The 19,898-nt window shown below is 60.7% G+C and carries 17 protein-coding genes; 8 read left to right on the plus strand and 9 right to left on the minus strand.

What is annotated here, in order from left to right:
• Window positions 1-249 precede the first annotated feature (249 nt).
• On the plus strand, window positions 250-3,201 hold the full coding sequence (locus SJI03_RS02360) for a ribonucleoside-diphosphate reductase subunit alpha (protein WP_099376531.1): 2,952 nt from the start codon (window positions 250-252) through the stop codon (window positions 3,199-3,201).
• Between the two features lie 118 nt (window positions 3,202-3,319).
• Window positions 3,320-4,471 (plus strand): ribonucleotide-diphosphate reductase subunit beta, encoded by a 1,152-nt coding sequence (locus SJI03_RS02365; protein WP_034746600.1) that lies wholly within the window; start codon window positions 3,320-3,322, stop codon window positions 4,469-4,471.
• A 719-nt stretch (window positions 4,472-5,190) separates the two neighbouring features.
• Here SJI03_RS02365 and SJI03_RS02370 read toward each other — a convergent pair.
• Window positions 5,191-6,264, minus strand: a complete 1,074-nt coding sequence (locus SJI03_RS02370; protein WP_322426131.1) for a hypothetical protein — start codon at window positions 6,262-6,264, stop codon at window positions 5,191-5,193.
• Between the two features lie 318 nt (window positions 6,265-6,582).
• Here SJI03_RS02370 and SJI03_RS02375 point away from each other — a divergent pair, with 318 nt between their 5' ends.
• On the plus strand, window positions 6,583-7,116 hold the full coding sequence (locus tag SJI03_RS02375; protein WP_233515999.1) for a YggT family protein: 534 nt from the start codon (window positions 6,583-6,585) through the stop codon (window positions 7,114-7,116).
• A gap of 49 nt (window positions 7,117-7,165) precedes the next feature.
• Here the strand turns inward: SJI03_RS02375 and SJI03_RS02380 are convergent, their stop codons facing one another.
• From SJI03_RS02380 to SJI03_RS02415, 8 genes are all read right to left on the minus strand, one after another.
• Window positions 7,166-8,104: a carbohydrate kinase family protein gene (locus SJI03_RS02380; RefSeq protein WP_322426132.1), complete on the minus strand. Its 939-nt coding sequence runs from the start codon at window positions 8,102-8,104 to the stop codon at window positions 7,166-7,168.
• Between the two features lie 11 nt (window positions 8,105-8,115).
• A complete protein-coding gene (locus tag SJI03_RS02385; RefSeq protein WP_322426133.1) occupies window positions 8,116-9,372 on the minus strand; it encodes a DUF3426 domain-containing protein in 1,257 nt (418 codons plus the stop codon).
• Between the two features lie 8 nt (window positions 9,373-9,380).
• Window positions 9,381-10,325 (minus strand): 50S ribosomal protein L11 methyltransferase, encoded by a 945-nt coding sequence (gene prmA, locus SJI03_RS02390; protein ID WP_099376536.1) that lies wholly within the window; start codon window positions 10,323-10,325, stop codon window positions 9,381-9,383.
• Entirely contained in the window at window positions 10,322-11,737 is a 1,416-nt protein-coding gene (gene accC, locus SJI03_RS02395) for an acetyl-CoA carboxylase biotin carboxylase subunit (protein ID WP_034746622.1), read from the minus strand. The genes prmA and accC overlap by 4 nt, the downstream gene beginning before the upstream one ends.
• Window positions 11,738-11,838: 101 nt before the next feature.
• Window positions 11,839-12,303 (minus strand): acetyl-CoA carboxylase biotin carboxyl carrier protein, encoded by a 465-nt coding sequence (gene accB / locus SJI03_RS02400; RefSeq protein WP_035822119.1) that lies wholly within the window; start codon window positions 12,301-12,303, stop codon window positions 11,839-11,841.
• Window positions 12,304-12,393: 90 nt separating this feature from the next.
• Window positions 12,394-12,831: a type II 3-dehydroquinate dehydratase gene (gene aroQ / locus SJI03_RS02405; protein ID WP_034746628.1), complete on the minus strand. Its 438-nt coding sequence runs from the start codon at window positions 12,829-12,831 to the stop codon at window positions 12,394-12,396.
• 82 nt (window positions 12,832-12,913) lie between these two features.
• On the minus strand, window positions 12,914-13,468 hold the full coding sequence (locus SJI03_RS02410) for a TlpA disulfide reductase family protein (protein ID WP_322426134.1): 555 nt from the start codon (window positions 13,466-13,468) through the stop codon (window positions 12,914-12,916).
• 19 nt (window positions 13,469-13,487) lie between these two features.
• A complete protein-coding gene (locus tag SJI03_RS02415; RefSeq protein WP_322426135.1) occupies window positions 13,488-14,138 on the minus strand; it encodes a hypothetical protein in 651 nt (216 codons plus the stop codon).
• A gap of 115 nt (window positions 14,139-14,253) precedes the next feature.
• Between SJI03_RS02415 and mpl the strand changes: the two genes are divergently transcribed.
• The 5 genes from mpl to SJI03_RS02440 all read left to right on the plus strand — a co-directional run bounded on the left by mpl (window position 14,254) and on the right by SJI03_RS02440 (window position 19,896).
• Window positions 14,254-15,630, plus strand: a complete 1,377-nt coding sequence (gene mpl / locus SJI03_RS02420) for a UDP-N-acetylmuramate:L-alanyl-gamma-D-glutamyl-meso-diaminopimelate ligase (RefSeq protein ID WP_322426136.1) — start codon at window positions 14,254-14,256, stop codon at window positions 15,628-15,630.
• Window positions 15,627-16,211 (plus strand): YqiA/YcfP family alpha/beta fold hydrolase, encoded by a 585-nt coding sequence (locus SJI03_RS02425; protein ID WP_099376540.1) that lies wholly within the window; start codon window positions 15,627-15,629, stop codon window positions 16,209-16,211. The genes mpl and SJI03_RS02425 overlap by 4 nt, the downstream gene beginning before the upstream one ends.
• Window positions 16,208-16,822 (plus strand): chorismate--pyruvate lyase family protein, encoded by a 615-nt coding sequence (locus SJI03_RS02430; protein WP_322426137.1) that lies wholly within the window; start codon window positions 16,208-16,210, stop codon window positions 16,820-16,822. The genes SJI03_RS02425 and SJI03_RS02430 overlap by 4 nt, the downstream gene beginning before the upstream one ends.
• A gap of 2 nt (window positions 16,823-16,824) precedes the next feature.
• Window positions 16,825-18,900: a ribonuclease catalytic domain-containing protein gene (locus SJI03_RS02435; protein WP_099376542.1), complete on the plus strand. Its 2,076-nt coding sequence runs from the start codon at window positions 16,825-16,827 to the stop codon at window positions 18,898-18,900.
• 138 nt (window positions 18,901-19,038) lie between these two features.
• A complete protein-coding gene (locus tag SJI03_RS02440) occupies window positions 19,039-19,896 on the plus strand; it encodes a TonB family protein (RefSeq protein ID WP_322426138.1) in 858 nt (285 codons plus the stop codon).
• Window positions 19,897-19,898 lie beyond the last annotated feature (2 nt).

Below are 19,898 nucleotides of genomic sequence, written 5' to 3' on the forward strand. Positions count from 1 at the left end.
TCAGAATTATTGTCAAAGCTACCCGGATTGCTGATAAAGCACTGGAACTGGCGGTTTATCACCCTTGATCGTGTTTTGCGCCAGCCGGGCAGTGCGGTGTGGCGAGATGGATACTGACCTGTTTTATGCATTATAAATTTACTATTTAGCAACAAATACCTGAAGAAACCCTGACCATCGGGCGTTCTATTCAACAACACACGCGGCAGCAAAACTGCAGGCTGACTTTAGCTGACAACGGGAGCTTCAATGCAATCACCACAAGATATTTCCATCCATCCAACGCCAGTATCGCCAGCGCCAGGCGCGGCCAACAGCGTAGCGAGCACGGGCGCGGCATTGGGCGACTATCGCATCATCCGCCGCAACGGCGCGGTGGTGGCATTTGAGCCTTCGAAGATCGCCATCGCCATGACCAAGGCGTTTTTGGCCGTTAACGGCGGCCAGGGCGCAGCCTCGGCACGCATCCGCGAACTGGTGGAACAACTGACCGACGGCGTGGTCGCCGCGCTGGTGCGCCGCCATCCGGGCGGCGGCACCTTCCATATCGAAGACGTGCAAGACCAGGTGGAACTGTCGCTGATGCGTTCGGGTGAGCACGACGTGGCGCGTGCCTACGTGCTGTACCGCGCCAAGCACATGGAAGAGCGTCGGCTGCAGAAGGAAGCGCAGGGCGCTTCCGCGCAAGTTTCCGCACCACAATTGAACGTGCTGGATAACGGCGTGCGCCGCCTGCTGGACATGCAGGAAGTGCGCGACCTGATCAACGCCGCCTGCGCCGGCCTGGAAAAGCACGTCGATGCCGACGCCATCCTCGCTGAAACCGTGAAAAACCTGTACGACGGCGTGCCTGTCGAAGAGCTGCACAAGTCGGCCATCCTGGCGGCGCGCGCGCTGATGGAAAAAGACCCGGCCTACAGCCAGGTCACGGCCCGCATCCTGCTGCACACGGTGCGCAAGGAAGTGTTCGGCAAGGAAGTGCCGCAAGCGGCCGCTGCCGCCGAATACCTGACGTATTTCCCGCAATACATCGCCAAGGGCATCGCCGCCGAGCTGCTGAACCCGGTACTCGCCAGTTTCGACCTGGAGCGTCTGGCAAAAGCCATCGTCGCCGACCGCGACTTGCAGTTCGGCTACATCGGCCTGCAAACCCTGTATGACCGCTACTTCCTGCACATCCAGGACGTGCGCATCGAAATGCCGCAGGCGTTCTACATGCGCGTGGCCATGGGCCTGGCGCTGAATGAAGCGGACCGCGAAGCGCGCGCCATCGAGTTCTACAGCCTGCTGTCCTCGTTCGACTTCATGAGCTCGACCCCGACCCTGTTCAACTCGGGCACCCTGCGTTCGCAGCTGTCGTCGTGCTACCTGAGCACCGTCTCGGATGACCTGGAAGGCATCTACGACGCCATCAAGGACAACGCGCTGCTGGCCAAGTTCGCCGGCGGCCTGGGTAACGACTGGACGCCAGTGCGCGCCCTGGGCGCCCACATCAAGGGTACCAACGGCAAGTCGCAAGGCGTGGTGCCGTTCCTGAAAGTAGTCAATGACACGGCCGTGGCGGTCAACCAGGGCGGCAAGCGCAAGGGCGCCGTCTGCGCCTACCTGGAAACCTGGCACATGGATATCGAGGAATTCCTCGACCTGCGCAAGAACACGGGCGACGACCGCCGCCGCACGCACGACATGAACACGGCGAACTGGATTCCCGACATGTTCATGAAGCGCGTCATGGAAAAAGGCGATTGGACCCTGTTCTCGCCGTCGGACACGCCAGACCTGCACGACAAGGTCGGCAAGGCCTTCGAACAGGCTTACCTGGGCTACGAAGCCAAGGCTGCCGCCGGCGAAATCCGCGTCTTCAAGAAGATCGCCGCGCTGGACCTGTGGCGCAAGATGCTGTCGATGCTGTTTGAAACGGGCCACCCATGGATCACGTTCAAGGATCCTTGCAACATCCGCAGCCCGCAGTCGCACGTCGGCGTCGTTCACAGCTCGAACCTGTGCACGGAAATCACGCTGAACACGGGACCTGACGAAATCGCCGTCTGCAACCTCGGCTCCGTCAACATGCCGGCGCACATGAAGGAAGGCAAGCTCGATCACGTCAAGCTGGCCAAGACCGTGCGCACCGCCATGCGCATGCTCGACAACGTCATCGACATCAATTACTACGCCGTCGAGAAGGCGCGCAATTCGAACATGCGCCACCGTCCGGTCGGCATGGGCGTGATGGGCTTCCAGGACTGTCTGCACATGATGCGCATCCCGTTCGCCTCGGACGCCGCCGTGTCGTTCGCAGACACCTCGATGGAAGCCGTCTGCTACTACGCCTACCTGGCGTCGACGGAACTGGCCGAAGAACGCGGCCGCTATGAATCGTATGCCGGTTCGCTGTGGGACCGTGGCATCCTGCCACAGGACTCGGTGAAACTGCTGGCCGAAGAGCGCGGCGGCTACCTGGAAGTCGATTCCTCGTCGGCCATGGACTGGACCCCGGTGCGCGAACGCATCGCCAAGTTCGGCATGCGCAACTCGAACTGCGTGGCGATCGCCCCGACGGCGACGATTTCGAACATCATCGGCGTCTCGGCCTGTATCGAGCCGACGTTCCAGAACCTGTACGTGAAATCGAACCTGTCGGGCGAATTCACCGAGATCAACGGCTACCTGGTGCGCGACCTGAAGGCACGCGACCTGTGGGATGAAGTCATGATCTCCGACCTGAAGTACTTCGACGGCTCGCTGGTGAAGATCGACCGCATCCCGCAAGACCTGCGCGATATCTACGCCACCGCCTTCGAAGTGTCGCCAAGCTGGCTGGTGGAAGCGGCTTCGCGTCGCCAGAAGTGGATCGACCAGGCCCAGTCGCTGAACATCTACATGGCTGGCGCCTCGGGCAAGAAACTGGACGAGACCTACAAGCTGGCATGGCTGCGTGGCCTGAAAACCACCTACTACCTGCGTACCATCGCCGCTACCCACATGGAGAAATCGACCTCCAAGACGGGCGCCCTGAACGCCGTGGCAGTCGACGGCGGCATGTCGGCCAGCGCGCAAAGCGCCCAGGCAGCCGTCGTGGCGGCAGCAGCGGTGGCCGTGGCGCCGGTAGTGGCAGCGGCAGCGGACGACGCCGATGGCGAAGCTTGCTACCTGCGTCCGGGTGATGACGGCTTTGAAGAGTGCGAAGCCTGCCAGTAAGATTTTAGTTGTCAGCCCGGCACGGTCGGGCTGATTCAATGTTGTCAATGTCCGCATTGTCCGATACAACGGGCCTGTTGCGGATCGCCGGCTCGCCGGCATGGAAAGGAAGAAGAATATGTCGTTGTCATGGGATGATGAAACCACGTCGGCAGCTGTGCCGCGTCCGGCGCAGCAAGCGCCACTGGGTAATACCGAATTGAACCTGCCGGCAGGTGCCGAGCCGTCCGAAGCGAACGCCGAGCAAGTGGCGCGCCGCGTGAATGCCGACGACAAGCGCATCATCAACGGCAAGACGGACGTCAACCAGTTGGTACCGTTCAAGTACAAATGGGCATGGGACAAATACCTGGCCGGCTGCGCCAACCACTGGATGCCGCAGGAAGTGAACATGCAGCGCGACATCGAGCTGTGGAAGAACCCGAACGGCCTGACCGACGACGAGCGTCGCCTGGTCAAGCGCAACCTGGGCTTCTTCGTGACGGCCGACTCGCTGGCCGCCAATAACATCGTGCTGGGCACCTACCGCCACATCACGGCGCCCGAGTGCCGCCAGTACCTGCTGCGCCAGGCGTTCGAGGAAGCGATCCACACGCACGCCTACCAGTACATCGTCGAATCGCTGGGCCTGGACGAAGGCGAGATCTTCAACGCCTACAACGAAGTCAAGTCGATCCGCGACAAGGATGAATTCCTGATCCCGTTCATCAACACCCTGACCGACCCTGCGTTCGTCACCGGCACGGTGGAAAACGACCAGAAGCTGTTGAAATCCCTGATCGTCTTTGCCTGCCTGATGGAAGGCCTGTTCTTCTACGTGGGCTTCACGCAGATCCTGGCGCTGGGCCGCCAGAACAAGATGATGGGCGCTGCCGAGCAGTACCAGTACATCCTGCGCGACGAATCGATGCACTGCAACTTCGGCATCGACTTGATCAACACGATCAAGATGGAAAACCCGCAGCTGTGGACGGCCGAATTCCGCGAAGAGATTAAAGTGTTGTTCATGCAGGCCGTGGAACTGGAATACGCATACGCGGAAGACACCATGCCGCGCGGCGTGCTGGGTTTGAACGCGCCGATGTTCAAGGGTTACCTGCGCTTCATCGCCAACCGCCGCGCGCAGCAGATCGGCATCGAGCCGCTGTTCGCCCAGGAAGAAAATCCATTCCCGTGGATGAGCGAAATGATCGACATGAAGAAGGAGCGTAACTTCTTCGAGACGCGCGTGACCGAGTACCAGACAGGTGGTGCGCTGAACTGGGAATAAGCCTTTTTCAGTCAACGCCAAAAAGCGCCGTCATCGTGACGGCGCTTTTTTTTCGCGTGCATGGCGGCGGCAAAATGCGTCCATCATCGGGCCATGCGACGCGGCTTGCGCCAGGATTTTCGGCTGCCGCAACTGGCCGCATCGCGGGCTCAAAAAATCATTTCCGGAGACGCTGGCGGCGGCATTTGCCACGCGATTGTGCGATAGCACGCGTAACGTGCAAAAAAGCGGGCGAAAACGTGTCGTGCCGGTTGCGCATTGACAAGGTTTTCGTGTACTTTATGAGATTGCAAATGCGAGCGTTAGAATGCGGGGTTTTTTAACCAGCGCGGTAGCGAAAAAACCTCGCAAAACAGGGATACAGATTTACACGGATATGCACAAAACCACACCGTTTTCGTCTGCCGCCGTGCCCGAATTTTTTCAGGCATGGCGGTTTTTTATTTGACGCATGGGTGTTGTGGCGAGCGCGATGCGAGGAGCGAAAAAACGCACGGCATCGAAAACGAATGACCGAATTCAGACTTTGCCACCAGCTGCGAGATAAAGCAGGGTGGCACCGACGATGGCTGAAGTGCTGCAAACGTGAGGAGTTGCAGCAGTTCAGCTGGTGCCGAATTCATTAGCGCAAACGACCGTTTGTGCCGATGAATAATTCGCCTGGCCTATCCCTGTGGTGGGTCGGACGGGTTTAAATCTTGTAGCTTAAATTTCTCATCTCAGATGAAGGAGAGACAAATGGCAACAGCCGCTAAGAAATCAGAAGTAAAGAAACCAGCCGCCAAGGCTGCTCCTGCCGCGAAGAAGCCGGCAGCCGCAGCGAAGACGGTTGCCGCTAAACCAGCTGCCAAAGTTGCAGCGAAACCAGCAGCGAAACCAGCCGCAAAACCAGCCGCCAAAGCCGCAGTCAAGCCTGCAGCAAAAGTGGCTGCCAAGCCAGTAGCGAAAGCCGCAGCGAAACCAGCGGCCAAGGCAGCAGCAAAACCGGCAGCCAAGCCGGCAGTGAAAAAAGCGGCAGCGAAACCTGCAGCCAAGGCAGCAGCCAAGCCAGCAGCGAAAAAAGTCGTCGCCAAGGCAGCAGCGAAGCCAGCAGCAAAAGCCGCAGCAAAACCAGCGGCCAAGGCAGCAGCCAAGCCAGCAGTGAAAAAAGCGGCAGCGAAACCTGCAACGAAGGCAGCAGCCAAGCCAGCAGCGAAAAAAGTCGTCGCCAAGGCAGCAGCGAAGCCAGCAGCAAAAGCAGCAGCCAAGCCAGCAGCAAAAGCAGCAGCGAAGCCAGCAGCCAAAGCGGCAGCCAAGCCAGCAGTGAAAAAAGCCGCAGCGAAACCTGCAGCCAAGGCAGCAGCGAAACCGGCCGCCAAAGCGGCAGCCAAGCCAGCAGCGAAAAAAGTCGTCGCCAAGGCAGCAGCAAAGCCGGCCGCCAAGGCAGCAGCCAAGCCAGCAACTAAGGCTGCAGCGAAGCCTGCCGCCAAGGTAGCAGCGAAGCCAGCAGCAAAAGCGGCAGCCAAGCCAGCGGCCAAGGCAGCAGCGAAGCCGGCAGCAAAAGCGGCAGCCAAGCCAGCGGTCAAGGTAGCAGCGAAGCCGGCAGCAAAAGCGGCAGCCAAGCCAGCGGCCAAGGTAGCAGCGAAGCCAGCAGCGAAACCTGCCGCCAAGGTTGCAGCAAAACCTGCAGCAAAACCTGCAGCCAAGCCAGCGGCCAAAGTAGCAGCGAAGCCGGCAGCAAAAGTTGCAGCCAAGCCAGCTACCAAGGTAGCAGCGAAGCCGGCAGCGAAAGCAGCAGCGAAACCTGCCGCCAAGCCAGCCGCAGCGCCAGTTGTGGCAGCCGCACCAGCAGCAGCGCCGGCAGCAGCTCCAGCGGCACCAGCCGTCGTGGCAGCCAAGTCAGCCGCCAAGAAGGCCGCGCCTAAAAAGGCCGCACCGAAGAAGGCAGCTCCTGTCGCCAAGCCGTCGGCGCCTATCGCACCTGTAGCAAAAACCGTGTTGGCACCGGCTGCAGCCTGGCCATTCCCAACCAGCACCCGCCCATCGTAATTCCTGCGATACGGGTGCCTGGATGAGGCAACACGCCGCTGTGTGACTCAATCACACAGCGGTTTTTTTTTGGAGAATTAGTCGTGCTGATCGTTATCCTTACATTGATCGTTGATACCATCGCTACCTTGCTGGGCGGCGTGTTGCTGCTGCGCTTCTGGATGCAGGCGGTGCGCGTGCGACCGCCCTCGTCGGTGGCGCAATTCACGTTTCAATTGTCCGACTGGCTGGTGCGCCCCCTGCGACGCGTGGTGCCGGGCGTGGGCGGGTATGACTGGGCCAGCCTGATCGGCGCCTTCCTGATCGTGCTGCTGGCCAGCTCGGTGCTGTTTATTGCCGGCCATCCCGTCGAAGTGGTGCTGCTCAAGTCGCTGCAACGCTTCCTGCAATGGATACTCTACGGTTTTATGGCCTTGCTGATCATCGAAGCCATCTTCAGCTGGGTCAACCCGCATGCGCCGCTGGCGCCGTTTGTACGGGCCCTGAACGAGCCGCTGCTGCGTCCGATACGCAAGGTCGTGCCGCTGGTCGGCAGCCTGGACCTGTCTTTGCTGGTGGCTTTGATCTTGCTGCAGATTGCGCAAGTGCTGGTGGGGATGATTATTGTACTGAGGTAAAGCGAGAAGGTCGGCTTGGCGCTTGGGCGCAAGCCGACCGGGTTACATATTAATAGCGGTAACCAAACGCCGCTTCAAACTGGTCGGCGATGCTCTCTGGCGTAAACACATGGTTTTGCGCGCCCTGGGTGGCGATCTTGATGGCGCCCAGCAGGCTGGCCAGGCGGCCGCTGGTTTCCCAGCCCAGGTCGTTGGTGATGCCGAACAGCAAGCCGGCACGGTAGGCGTCGCCGCAACCGGTCGGGTCCAGCACTTCCTTGGCGGTCACGACAGGAATGTCGATGCGCTTGCCGTCCGTATAGATTTCCGATCCTTTTTCGCCGCGCGTGACGATCAGCGCTTCCAGGCGGCTGGCGATGTCCGGCAGGGTCAAGCCCGTGCGTTCCATCAACATTTCCATCTCATAATCGTTGGCCGACACATACGTGGCTTTGTTGATGAAGTCGATCAACTGTTCGCCATTGAAACGTGGCAACTGCTGGCCCGGATCGAACATGAAGGGGATGCCCAGCTCGGCCAGGTCGGCGGCGTGCTTGAGCATGCCCTGGTCGCCATCGGGCGAAATGATGGCGACCTTGGCCGGACCCGCATTGGCGATCGGGTTTTCATGCGCAAACGCCATGGCGCCCGGGTGGAAGGCATTGATCTGGTTATTGTCCGCGTCGGCCGTGACGAAGCACTGCGCGTTGTAGCTGTCGGCCTTGATCAGGATGTTGGCGGTGGAAATGCCCAGCTTTTGCAGGCGCTCCAGGTAGGCGGCGCTATCTTGCCCCATGACGCCGACGATGCGCGGGTCGCCGCCCAGCATTTTCAGGCTGTAGGCGATGTTGCCCGAGCAGCCGCCGAACTCCGTGCGCATGGTGGGCACGAGGAAGGAGACGTTCACCTTGTGCAACTGGTCGGCCAGCAGGGATTCGCCGAAGCGGCCAGGGAATTGCATGATGGTGTCGGTGGCAAGCGAGCCGCAGATCAGCGATGTTTTGGTCATGATAGTGTCTGTTAAGGGTAAAAGATGGCGATATGGTAGCCAGACGCCGTGAGCTGGTCTAATGCAAAATACAGTTTGATGGTTTGTTCCGAGCGCGGCGCAAACCCCGCACTCACGTCGATCGTGGCCGGCAGGTAGTCGCGCGGCGCGATCACGCGGCGCAAGACCGGCTTGTCGTTGGCGTCGTTGAGTATCAGTTCGATGCTGGGCCAGGCTTGCACGCTGCGGCCCTGGTTGCGCAGCAGCGAGACGTACGAGAAGGTTTGATCCTTCAAGGTCTGCAACTCGCCTTGCTCGATGGCCAGCGCCTCGATCTGTGCCGGCAAGTCGACCTGGCAGCCACTGAGCTTGCACAGCGCGACCAGGGTTGGCTTCCACTGCGGAAATTGCGCCGCCAGCGGATTGCGGAAGGTGGTCATTACTTGCAGGAATAGCAGCAAAAGCAGTGCTGTCGAGCCGAGGGCCATGGCGACGCGCAAGGCCTTGCCGCTCTGTTCGCGGCGCCGGCCCAGGGTCACAAAGGCCGGTTCGTCGTCGGCTGGCGGCTGGACGGGGTCTTGCTGCTGCTCTGCCGCCTCCGGCGCAACGGGAGCGGCGGGCAACGGCGTGAAGGAATGGTCGGCCAGCGTGGGTTCCTGGCGCGCGGGCACGGGCTTGTCCAGACTGATCTTTTCGGCCGCAGGCAGCACCGGTGCGGCGCCAGCTTCCAGATTCGGTTCGCGGCGGCTGTCGCGCAAATACGTGGCGAAGGCGGGCGCCTCATCGACCTGGCGGCGCTTGAAGGGCGCCATCGGCCGGGGTAACGGTGGTTCGGGCAGTGCTGCCGGTGCTTCTACCGGTGTTGCTTCAGGTTCAGGTATGTCGAGCGGTATGTCGAGCGGTGCGGCGGCCGGTACCTCTTCGGGCAGGGCCACGTCGAGGTCCAGCTCGATGTGCTCGCCATAGTCTTCATCGTCCTTGAGCTGTGCCGTTTCCGGCAGGATGCCGAACGGGTCGAACGAGGTGTCGAAGTCGAGGGAATAAATGGGTTCGTCGTCCGTGGCGGACGGCAGGCTGGCGTCAAGCGGGTAATCGGTCGGCAGCGGGGCGGCAATGCCGGGGGCGGAGGTTAAAAACGGCGATGCCGCGGCTGGATCGACCAGCGCGGCATTGCCGTCAAACACTTCCCTGCACGTGCCACAGCGCACGATGCCCCCACGTAACTTCAACTGGTCAGCAGCGACCCGAAATATCGTGTTGCAATGGGGGCATTTGGTGGCGAGGGCCATTGCTGTGCTTATGCACCTTCCGCGCGGGGCGCAGGCGCTTGCGTGGTGCCCAGGCGGCCATGCAGGGCCACCCAGCCGTCTTGCTCGGCCCACACACCCAGCTGGATGAATGGTGCATAGGCAGCGGCCACTTCTTCCGCCTGGCGTGCCAGCACGCCGGACAGGATCAGGGCGCCGCCGTCGGCGACACGGCCCGACAGCATCGGCGCCATCAGCTTCAATGGGCTCGACAGGATGTTGGCGACGACGATGTCAAACTTGGCCGTGGCGTGTGCCGAGGTGGCAAACGTGTCTGGCAAGAAATATTCGATGTCGCACTGGTTGCGTTCGGCATTGTCGCGCGCCGATTCGATCGCCTGCGGGTCGATGTCGACGCCGGCCACCGTTTGCGCACCGAGTTTCTTGGCCACCATGGCCAGGATGCCGGAGCCGCAACCGTAGTCGAGCACGGTCTTGCCTGGAGCGGGGTTGGCTTCCAGCCATTCCATGCACAAACGCGTGGTCGGGTGGCTGCCCGTACCGAAGGCCAGGCCTGGGTCCAGCTCCAGGATCAGGCCGTCAGGATCCGGTGCCTCGTGCCAGCTGGGTACGACCCAGATATTCTTGCCGATGTGAATCGGCGCGAATTGCGACTGGGTCAGGCGCACCCAGTCCTGCTCTTCCACGGGGCGCATGGTAAAGGCGGGAACTTCCGCCATGCCGACCGCTTGGGCGGCGGCGGCCACGATGGCGGCCTGGTCGGCGTCGACGTCCGTCAGCGCCACCACGCGGCTGCGTTCCCATGCCGCTTCCTTCGGTTCCATGCCGGGCTCGCCAAACAGGGGCTGTTCGGCATCCGTGCCTTCATCGGCGTCTTCCACCGACACCGACAGGGCGCCCGCTTCCATCAACGCGTCGGACATGGCCTCGGCGTTGTCACGGGCGATTTCGATGACGATTTCCGTCCAGCTCATGCGCCCGCCTTGATTTCGGATTTCTTGGCGATGCTGGGGCTGCCGCCATTCAGGTTCTTGCCCAGGTCCGGCATGTCGGCCAGTTTCTGTTCCAGATAGTGAATGTTGGTGCCGCCTTCGATGAAGCGCGCGTCGATCATCAGTTCGCGGTGCAGGGCGATATTCGTGTTGATGCCTTCGACCACCATTTCGGACAGGGCGATCTGCATGCGGCGGATCGCTTGCTCGCGCGTGGCGCCGTAAGCGATCACTTTGCCGATCATCGAGTCGTAGTGCGGCGGCACGTAGTAGCCGGCGTAAGCGTGCGAATCGACGCGGATGCCAGGGCCGCCTGGTGCATGCCACGACACGATCTTGCCTGGCGATGGCGTGAACTTGAATGGATCTTCGGCGTTGATGCGGCACTCGATGGCGTGGCCCGACAGCAAGACGTCGCGCTGGCGGAAACGCAGTTTTTCGCCGGCGGCGATGCGGATCTGCTCTTGCACGATGTCGATGCCGGTGATCATCTCGGTGACGGGATGTTCCACTTGCACGCGGGTATTCATTTCAATGAAATAGAACTCACCGTTTTCGTACAGGAATTCAAACGTGCCGGCGCCGCGATAGCCGATCTTGCGGCAAGCTTCGGCGCAACGGTCGCCAATTTTCTCGATCAGTTTGCGCGGGATGCCCGGCGCTGGTGCTTCTTCGATCACTTTCTGGTGGCGGCGCTGCATGGAGCAGTCGCGCTCGCCAAGCCAGACGGCGTTCTTGTGTTCGTCGGCGAGGATCTGGATTTCCACGTGGCGCGGATTTTCCAGGTACTTCTCCATATACACTTCAGGGTTGCCGAAAGCCGTGCCGGCTTCCGTCTTGGTCATCGCCACGGCGTTGATCAGGGCCGCTTCCGTGTGCACCACGCGCATGCCGCGTCCGCCACCGCCACCGGCGGCCTTGATGATGACCGGGTAGCCGATCTTGCGGGCAATTTGCACGATCGCTTTCGGATCGTCCGGCAACGCGCCTTCCGAGCCGGGTACGCACGGTACGCCAGCCTTGATCATGGTTTGCTTGGCCGACACTTTGTCGCCCATCAAACGGATCGATTCGGAGCGGGGGCCGATGAAGACGAAGCCCGATTTCTCGACGCGTTCGGCAAAGTCGGCATTTTCCGACAGGAAGCCATAGCCTGGGTGAATCGCTTGCGCATCCGTCACTTCAGCGGCGCTGATGATGGCGGGCATGTTCAGGTAGCTCAGGGACGACTGTGCCGGGCCAATACAAACGGATTCGTCGGCCAGCTTGACGTATTTTGCGTCCTTGTCGGCTTCGGAGTGGACTACAACCGTTTTAATGCCCATTTCGCGGCAGGCGCGCTGAATACGGAGGGCAATTTCACCACGGTTGGCAATCAGGATTTTTTCAAACATGGTAGGTTCGCGTATGTCTGTGAGAGCCGGCGAGCCGGCGAAACAACAAGTGTGAGGGGCTAAAACTGCAAACGGCCGTTGCCGGCCGTGTGGACTGGGTTTTAGCCGATCACAAACAAGGGTTGACCGAATTCGACCGGTTGGCCGTTTTCGACCAGAATCTGGGTCACGACACCGGCTTTATCGGAGTCGATTTCATTCAGGAGCTTCATCGCTTCGATGATGCACAGGGTATCACCTTCCTTGACAGTCGAGCCCACTTCAACATAGGCGGCGGTGCCAGGAGCGGAGGAGCGGTAGAAGGTACCGACCATCGGCGACTTGACCACATAGCCCGTTGGCTCGGCGGCGACCACGACGGCAGCTGCCGCAGCGGGGGCGGCGGCTGGCGCGGCTGGCTGGTATTGGGCTTGCATGCCTTGCGGCTGCATCATGACCATCTGGTTTTGCGGCATGGCCGACGATTTGACGATGCGAACCTTGCTTTCGCCTTCGGTAACTTCCAGCTCTGCGATATCCGATTCGGCGACCAGGTCGATCAAGGTCTTGAGTTTTCGTAGATCCATGTAAAACCCCTAGGAATGTAGTTTGTTTTATGAGTGATGCGGTGATGTCCAGAACCTATCGCCGCGCTAAATGCGTGCAGATCGCGTAGATTAACGTTTTTTAAGCGCAAAGTCGATGGCAAACCGATATCCATCGATACCCAGGCCGCAGATCGTCCCCTGCGCGATCGCGCTGAGAAATGAGTGATGTCGAAACGTTTCGCGTTGATAAATATTCGAGATATGGACTTCCACGAACGGGATGGCGACCCCGGCCAGCGCATCGCGCAAGGCAACGCTGGTATGGGTCAGGCCGCCCGGATTGATGACAATGGCATCGATCCCTTCCGCTCGCGCGGCATGGATGCGGTCGATCAGCGCGCCTTCATGGTTGCTTTGAAAGCAAACCAGGTCGGCACCGGCCGCCATGGCTTGCGCCATTGCTGCCTGCTCGATATCGGCCAAGGTGCTGGCGCCGTAGACCTCAGGCTCGCGCGTTCCCAGCAAATTCAGGTTGGGACCGTTGAGCAGAAGGAGGTTTTTTGCCATGTATGGAAGACCGTTTTAGCGAAAGTTCCGCATTTTGCCGCCAAAGATACGCATTGGCAAGAGAAAAAAGCACGCTCCGAATTTACAATTTATCCAGATCGGCGCGCAACTGATCAAATTTCAAGCGGCCCAGATAGGTCTTTTTGACTTCGCCATCGGCGCCGATCAGCACCGTAAAGGGCAAACCGCCCGTGGCATTGCCAAAATGACGCGACAGGTCGGTACCGCTCATGCCGGACACATACACGGGATAGGCGATCTTGACCTTGCTGGCAAAAGTGGCAATATTGCTGGCCGAATCGATACCGATGCCGATCACCTGCAGGTTTTTCGACCCGTAGTGAGCTTGCACTTCGGATAACTCCGGCATTTCTTCCACGCAAGGAGGGCACCATGGTGCCCAGAAATTGACCAGCACATTCTTGCCTTTCCATTGCGACAACGCCTGCGTGGCACCGGCCGCGTCCGGCAGGGACAGCGCATACAGCTCGTTGACGGGACCCGTCGCGCCTGGCGCGATGGCAGTCGTCTGCGGTCCCGCTTCCTTCGCTTTTTCCTTGCTCAAACCGACGTAAGCACCCATGCCGCCAAACATCAGCGCCACGATGGCGCAGGCGATCCAATTCTTTTTTGTCATAACTTTATCTATATCAATGTTAGTCGGCAGCCGGCACGCCATCGGCGAGGCTGGCGGCCAGCAGGCTGCGCAGCCCGGCGATATCGGTGCGCAGCACCTTGCCGTCCGCCTTGGCTTTCAGCGCGCCGCGCATATCGTCGAGCTCATACATGGCCACGTGCACGCCTTCGTTTTTCCACAAGAAACTGGCTGTCTCGACCGCATCATAACGCGCTCCCTTGAAATGCGGGCTTTCCGACATGTCGAGCACGACATTTTTATTCAGCAGGAAGATGTGGATTTCCTTGGCGCTCTCGGCAAACAGTTGCAAATAGATCTCGTCATGGGGGCCGGCCGTGCCGTTCAGCACGGGGCCGCTGAGCAGGGGATGAAATTGTTGCAAGGCTTCCATCACCTGCAGCGCAATCGTGCGCAGCTGGAACAATCGCGCCGGCTGGCTGTCGGCCAGGAACAGGGCATTGTATTGCCGCACCTGTTCTTCGATCATCTCGTTGTCAGGCAGTATATTGGGCCGATTCGTGGGCCGGTTCGGTGCGTCGCCGAGGACTTGCCGCGCCGCCTTGCGCTTGGCGCTGCCATAGTCGGCGCCATCCTGCGCCACGAGGCGCGCGGCAGCGGCAGCGATTTCCAGGCGCAACTGCGCGCTATCGTCAAATGCATCGTTTGTCATGAGCGAGATGATACTCCGAAGCGGAAAAAGTCATGGCGTCAGGTAAAATCCTGCACTTGCTGTTTTTTATCTCACCGTCTTACTTACTTAAGCGTGCACCTTTCGCACTGATCACATGCATATTCATATTCTCGGCATTTGCGGTACCTTCATGGGCGGCCTGGCTGTCCTGGCCAAGGAAGCCGGCCATAAAGTCACCGGTTGCGATGCCAACGTATATCCGCCGATGAGCACCCAGCTGGAATCGCAGGGAATCGAACTGATCCAGGGCTTTGATCCGGAACAAACCAAACTGAACCCGGATTTGTATGTGATTGGCAATGTGGTCTCGCGCGGCAACCCGCTGGTGGAAGAAATCCTCAACCGCAGCCTGCCGTATGTATCCGGCCCGCAGTGGATCGGCGAACACATCTTGCGCAACAAGTGGGTACTGGCCGTGGCTGGCACGCATGGCAAGACGACAACATCGGCCATGCTGGCCTGGATCCTCGAAGACGCGGGCTACGCGCCGGGCTTCCTGATCGGTGGCGTGCCGATGAACTTTGGCATTTCCGCCCGCCTCAGCGGCAAGATTGACGGCAAGAGCGCCGAGTCGGACTTCTTCGTCATCGAAGCCGATGAGTACGACACGGCCTTCTTCGACAAGCGCAGCAAGTTCGTGCATTACCACGCGAAGACGGCCATCATGAATAACCTGGAATATGATCACGCCGACATCTTCCCCGATCTGCACGCGATCGAGACGCAATTCCATCACCTGGTGCGCACGGTGCCCGGCATTGGCCGCCTCGTGTTCAACGGCGACGAAGCGTCATTGCAGCGCGTGCTGGCGCGCGGTTGCTGGAGCGAAAAAGAAAGTTTTGGTCAAGATGCTAATTGGCAACTGCAAGAGCAGGCCGATGGCAGCTTCGACGTGTTCTTCAATGGCAAGCAGGAAGGCCATGTGGCGTGGGCCCTGACGGGCAAGCACAACCGCAGCAATGCGCTGGCAGCCATCGCCGCCGCGCGTCACGTGGGGGTGCCGATTGGCCAGGCGTGCGCTTCGCTGGCCACGTTCGAGAGCGTCAAGCGCCGCATGGAAGTGCGTGGCGTGGTCAACGGCATGACCGTGTACGACGATTTCGCGCATCACCCGACGGCCATTGCCACCACCGTGGGCGGCCTGCGCCAGAAGATAGGTAACACCGGCCGCATCCTGGCCGTGCTGGAACCGCGTTCAAACACCATGAAGCTGGGCGCCATGAAAGATGCGTTGCCGGGCAGCCTCAAGGATGCGGACCTGGTCTTCGGTTTCGGCAGCCATGCCGCGCTGGGCTGGAGCCTGGGCGACGCGCTGGCGCCGCTGGGCAAGATTGCCAGCGCTTATGAAGACATCGATACCCTGGTGGCGGCCGTGGCGGCAAGCGCCCGTCCCGGCGACCAGATCGTGGTCATGAGCAACGGCGGCTTTGGCGGCGTGCACCAGAAGTTGCTGGAGGCGCTGGGCCGATGATTCTGTACCTGCATGGATTTCGCTCGTCGCCCCTGTCGATGAAGTCGCGCTTGCTGGCCGCGCAGATGCAGGCGCTGGGCCGCGAAGCACAGTGGCTGTGCCCGCAATTGCCGGCCTCGCCCAAGCTGGCCATTGAGTTGGCCTTGTCATTGGTCAAGGATGTGGCGCCGACCGAGCTGACGATTATCGGCTCCTCGCTGGGCGGCTATTACGCCACCTGGCTGGCCGAGCAGCTCGGTTGCCGCGCCGTATTGCTCAACCCCGCCATCGTGCCCTTGATCGACCTGGAACAGCATGTGGGCGTGACGACCGAGTTCCATTCGGACAAGCCATTCGAGTTCAAGCGTGAATACATCGATGAGCTGCGCGCGTTTTCCGTAGAGAAAATTACTGAGCCGCAACGCTATTTCCTGATTGCCGCCACGGGCGATGAAGTGCTCGACTACCGCGACATGGTGGCGCATTATCAGGGGGCGCGGCAGTTGGTCATCGATGGCAGCGACCATGGCATCAGCGAATTTGCCGACTACCTGGCGCCCGTGCTGGCCTTTTGCGGCATCGATGCGGACGCGGCCAAGTGAGGCCGGGTTCGCTGCGGCAGGCGCAATGGCATGCGCACGTGAATGCCGTCAATGCGCCGCCGGCCTTGCGTCACTGGCTCACGGGTGGCGGCTCGCTGACGGCCAAGCTGAAAGCGCATAGCAGCGCGTTTCGCGTGCAATGTTTGCATCAGGAAACATCGCGCTGTTTGAGCGATGAGTCTGCCATCATCGGTTTGCACCGCGCAGGCCGGGTGTGGGAACGCGAAGTGCTGTTGCGCTGCGATAACAAACCGGCCGTGTTTGGCCATACCGTCGTGCCCATGCAGGCGACGGCCACGGACTGGCCCTTGTTTTCCGCGCTGGGCGAGCGTTCGCTGGGCACGACCTTGTTTGGCGACCGCATGGTACGGCGCGGGGAACTGGAATTTGCCCGCTTGCGTGCCGGGCACCCGCTGGTGCAGCGGGCGCAGGCGGCGCTGGCAGGGGAGGGGCGGCGCGCCGACGAGCAGGCGCTGTTTTTTGCCCGCCGCTGCCTGTATCAGCGTCACCAGGGATTGCTGCTGGTAACCGAAGTATTTTTGCCGGCGGTGCTGGAGTTGACGTCCGTCACTCGCACTGTTGCAACCGACACATTAATAAACAAAGCATAACAATGAATCTATTTTTTGAAGAATCCGGCGATTTCAAGGTCGGCACGGTCCTGTCGCAAGCGGGTGAAGCGTACCAGGTCGAAATGGCCAGCGGCAAGCGCACCAAAGTCAAGGTCAAGGATGTGCTGCTGCAGTATGAAAAGCCGGCCCCGGCCGAGCTGCTGGAGCAAGCCAAGGCGGTTGCTGCCGAGATCGATCTCGATTTCCTGTGGGAAGTGGCGGGCGAAGACGAGTTCGGCTTTGCCGAGCTGGGCGCCGAATATTTCGGCCACGCCCCGTTGCCACCGGAAGCGGCCGGCCTGATCCTGGCCCTGCATTCGGCACCCGTGTATTTCTACAAGAAGGGCCGTGGCCGCTACAAGGCGGCGCCGGAAGCGTCGCTGAAGGCGGCATTGGCCGGCATTGAAAAGAAAAAGCAGCAGGCGCTGGTGCAAGCCGCCTATGTGGAAGAGCTGAAACAGAACCGCTTGCCCGCCTCGATGCAGCCCATGGTGCTGCAACTGCTGTTCAAGCCCGACAAGAACACGATCGAATACAAGGCGCTGGAAGCGGCGTGCACGGAATTGCACACGACGCCGCCGCGTTTGATGCTGGCTGTCGGCGGTATTGCTTCACCGAAAGACTTGCACTTGTCGAAATTCCTCTTCGAGAATTTCCCGAAAGGCGCCGGTTTCCCGAACGTGCCCGTGCCCGCCGTGACGGCCAAGCTGCCGCTGGCCGACGTGGCCGCCTTCTCGATCGACGACGTGACCACCACCGAGATCGACGATGCCTTCTCCGTGCAGCCCTTGCCCGATGGCACCGTGAAAGTGGGCATCCACATCGCCGCGCCGGGCCTGGGCATCCGTCCGGAAGACGTGATCGACAAGATGGCGCGCCAGCGCATGTCGACCGTCTACATGCCGGGCGACAAGATCACCATGCTGCCGGACGAAATCGTGAATGCTTTCACGCTCGCGGAAGGCACGACGTGCCCGGCCCTGTCGCTGTACGCGACCCTCGACCCGAAAGCGGACTGGGCGGTGGTCAGCACGCAGACGCGCGCCGAGCTGGTGCCGATCGCCAGCAATTTGCGCCATAACCAGCTCGACGACCTGGTCAACGAGGAAACCCTGGCCAGCGGTGAAGGCGAGTATCCTCACAAGGCCGATTTTGCCGTGCTGTGGCAATGGGCGCAGCAGCTGGAACAGGGCCGCATGAAGAAACGCGAAGCGTTTGGCCTGAAGCCGGAACAGAATAACCGTGTCGATTTCAATTTCTATGTGGAAAATGACATCGTCACCGTGGCGCGCCGCAAGCGTGGCGCTCCGCTCGACAAGATCGTCGCCGAACTGATGATTTTTGCAAACAGCACGTGGGGCAAGATGCTGCACGACCATGGCGTGCCGGGCATTTACCGCAGCCAGGGCGGCGGCAGTGGCAATAGCTGGGCGGCAAAGATGCAGGTGCGCATGGTTACCCATGCGGCGCCGCACCAGGGCCTGGGCGTGGATCAATACGCGTGGAGCACCTCGCCCTTGCGCCGCTATACCGATCTGGTCAATCAGTGGCAAATCATCGCCTGCGCCGAGCATGGCGTGACGGCGCCGCTGGTGGCCCCGTTCAAGCCGCGCGACGCGAATTTGTTCGCCATCGTCTCGGCCTTCGATGCTGCATATGCCGCGTATGGCGATTTCCAGTCGAACATGGAACGCTACTGGTGCTTGCGCTGGCTGCACCAGGAAAACGCGCGCCAGGTCGATGCCGTCGTGCTGAAAGACGAGATTTTGCGCCTGGTCGACATTCCGCTGGTCATCAAGCTGCCGGGCATGCCATCGGTGGCGCGCGGCGCCCAGGTGAAACTGGACTTGCTGCGCTGGGATGAAGTTGACCTGAGCATTGAAGCGCGCCTGCTGGAAATCGCCGCCGTGCCGGACGCTGCGGCCGATGCCGAGCTGGACTATGAGGAAGAGTCGGGCGACGAAGGCGCGGAAGAGGGTGACATGGCGCCGGAAGCGGCAAACCAGGTCGGCGACGCCGAGGCGGAAGTGGCGGAGCTGGCCAGCGAAGACGTGGTCAGCGAACCCGAGGTCAAGTAAGGCCGTCGTCACGCCATCAAGGAGGTGCTGAAAACTGTTGCCGGCACCGCCCTTTGACGTAGAATTCAGCCATCTTGTATGGTGTGCTTGTTGCGAACTGGGTTGCGCGTGAAGTCTTTCCGAGAGAATCGTTTTCTGATGATAGCCGTGGCGGTATCGCTGCTGGCGCACGGCGCCTTGCTGGCGATGCATTTTGTCGCCCCGGCCCCGCAGCGGGCCGTCGCCACGGATCCCGGCCTGGAAGTGATACTGGTCAATGCCAAGCATGCCAACAAGCCGCTGAAGGCCGAGGCCCTGGCGCAAGCTAACCTCGACGGTGGTGGACAGGCCGACAAGGGCCGCGCCAAGTCGCCCTTGCCCGACATGCGCAAGGTGGAAGAGGGCGACAGCGTCAAGGCCAGCGCCCGGCGCATTGCCGAACTGGAACAAAGACAGCAGGAATTGCTGACGCAGGCGGCCAAGCCGACGCCTTACAGCGCCGCGCCCGTCACTGAAAAAGACAAGCCCAATCCCCTGGCCAGCGGCTCAGACTTGATGGAAAGCAGCAAGGCCATCGCGCGTATGGCGGCCGAGATCAGCCAGACCGTGGAAGACCAAAATAAACGTCCGCGCAAGACTTTCATTACGCCCAGCACGCAGGAAGTCGGCTACGCCATGTATTACAAGACCCTGCAAAAGCGCATCGAGGAAATCGGCACCCTGAATTTCCCGCAAAAGAATGGCCGCAAGATGTATGGCGAGCTGGTCGTCTACATCCCCATCTTCCAGGACGGCACGATTTACCAGAAAGAGGGCGGCGCCCGCGTGGAGAAAAGCTCGGGCAATCCGGCACTGGATGCGGCGGCCCTGGCCATCGTGCGCCGCGCGGCGCCGTTTGGCCGTTTCCCACCGAACATGTTGTCGAGTGACAAGGATGACCTGTGGGTCGTCATCACCCGCTTCAAATTTACGCGCGAAGAAAAAATGGAAGCTAACCTGACTGGCGGCAGCAATTGAAC

Origin of the sequence: Janthinobacterium sp. GMG1, from assembly GCF_034427795.1 — a bacterium.
GTDB lineage: Bacteria > Pseudomonadota > Gammaproteobacteria > Burkholderiales > Burkholderiaceae_D > Janthinobacterium.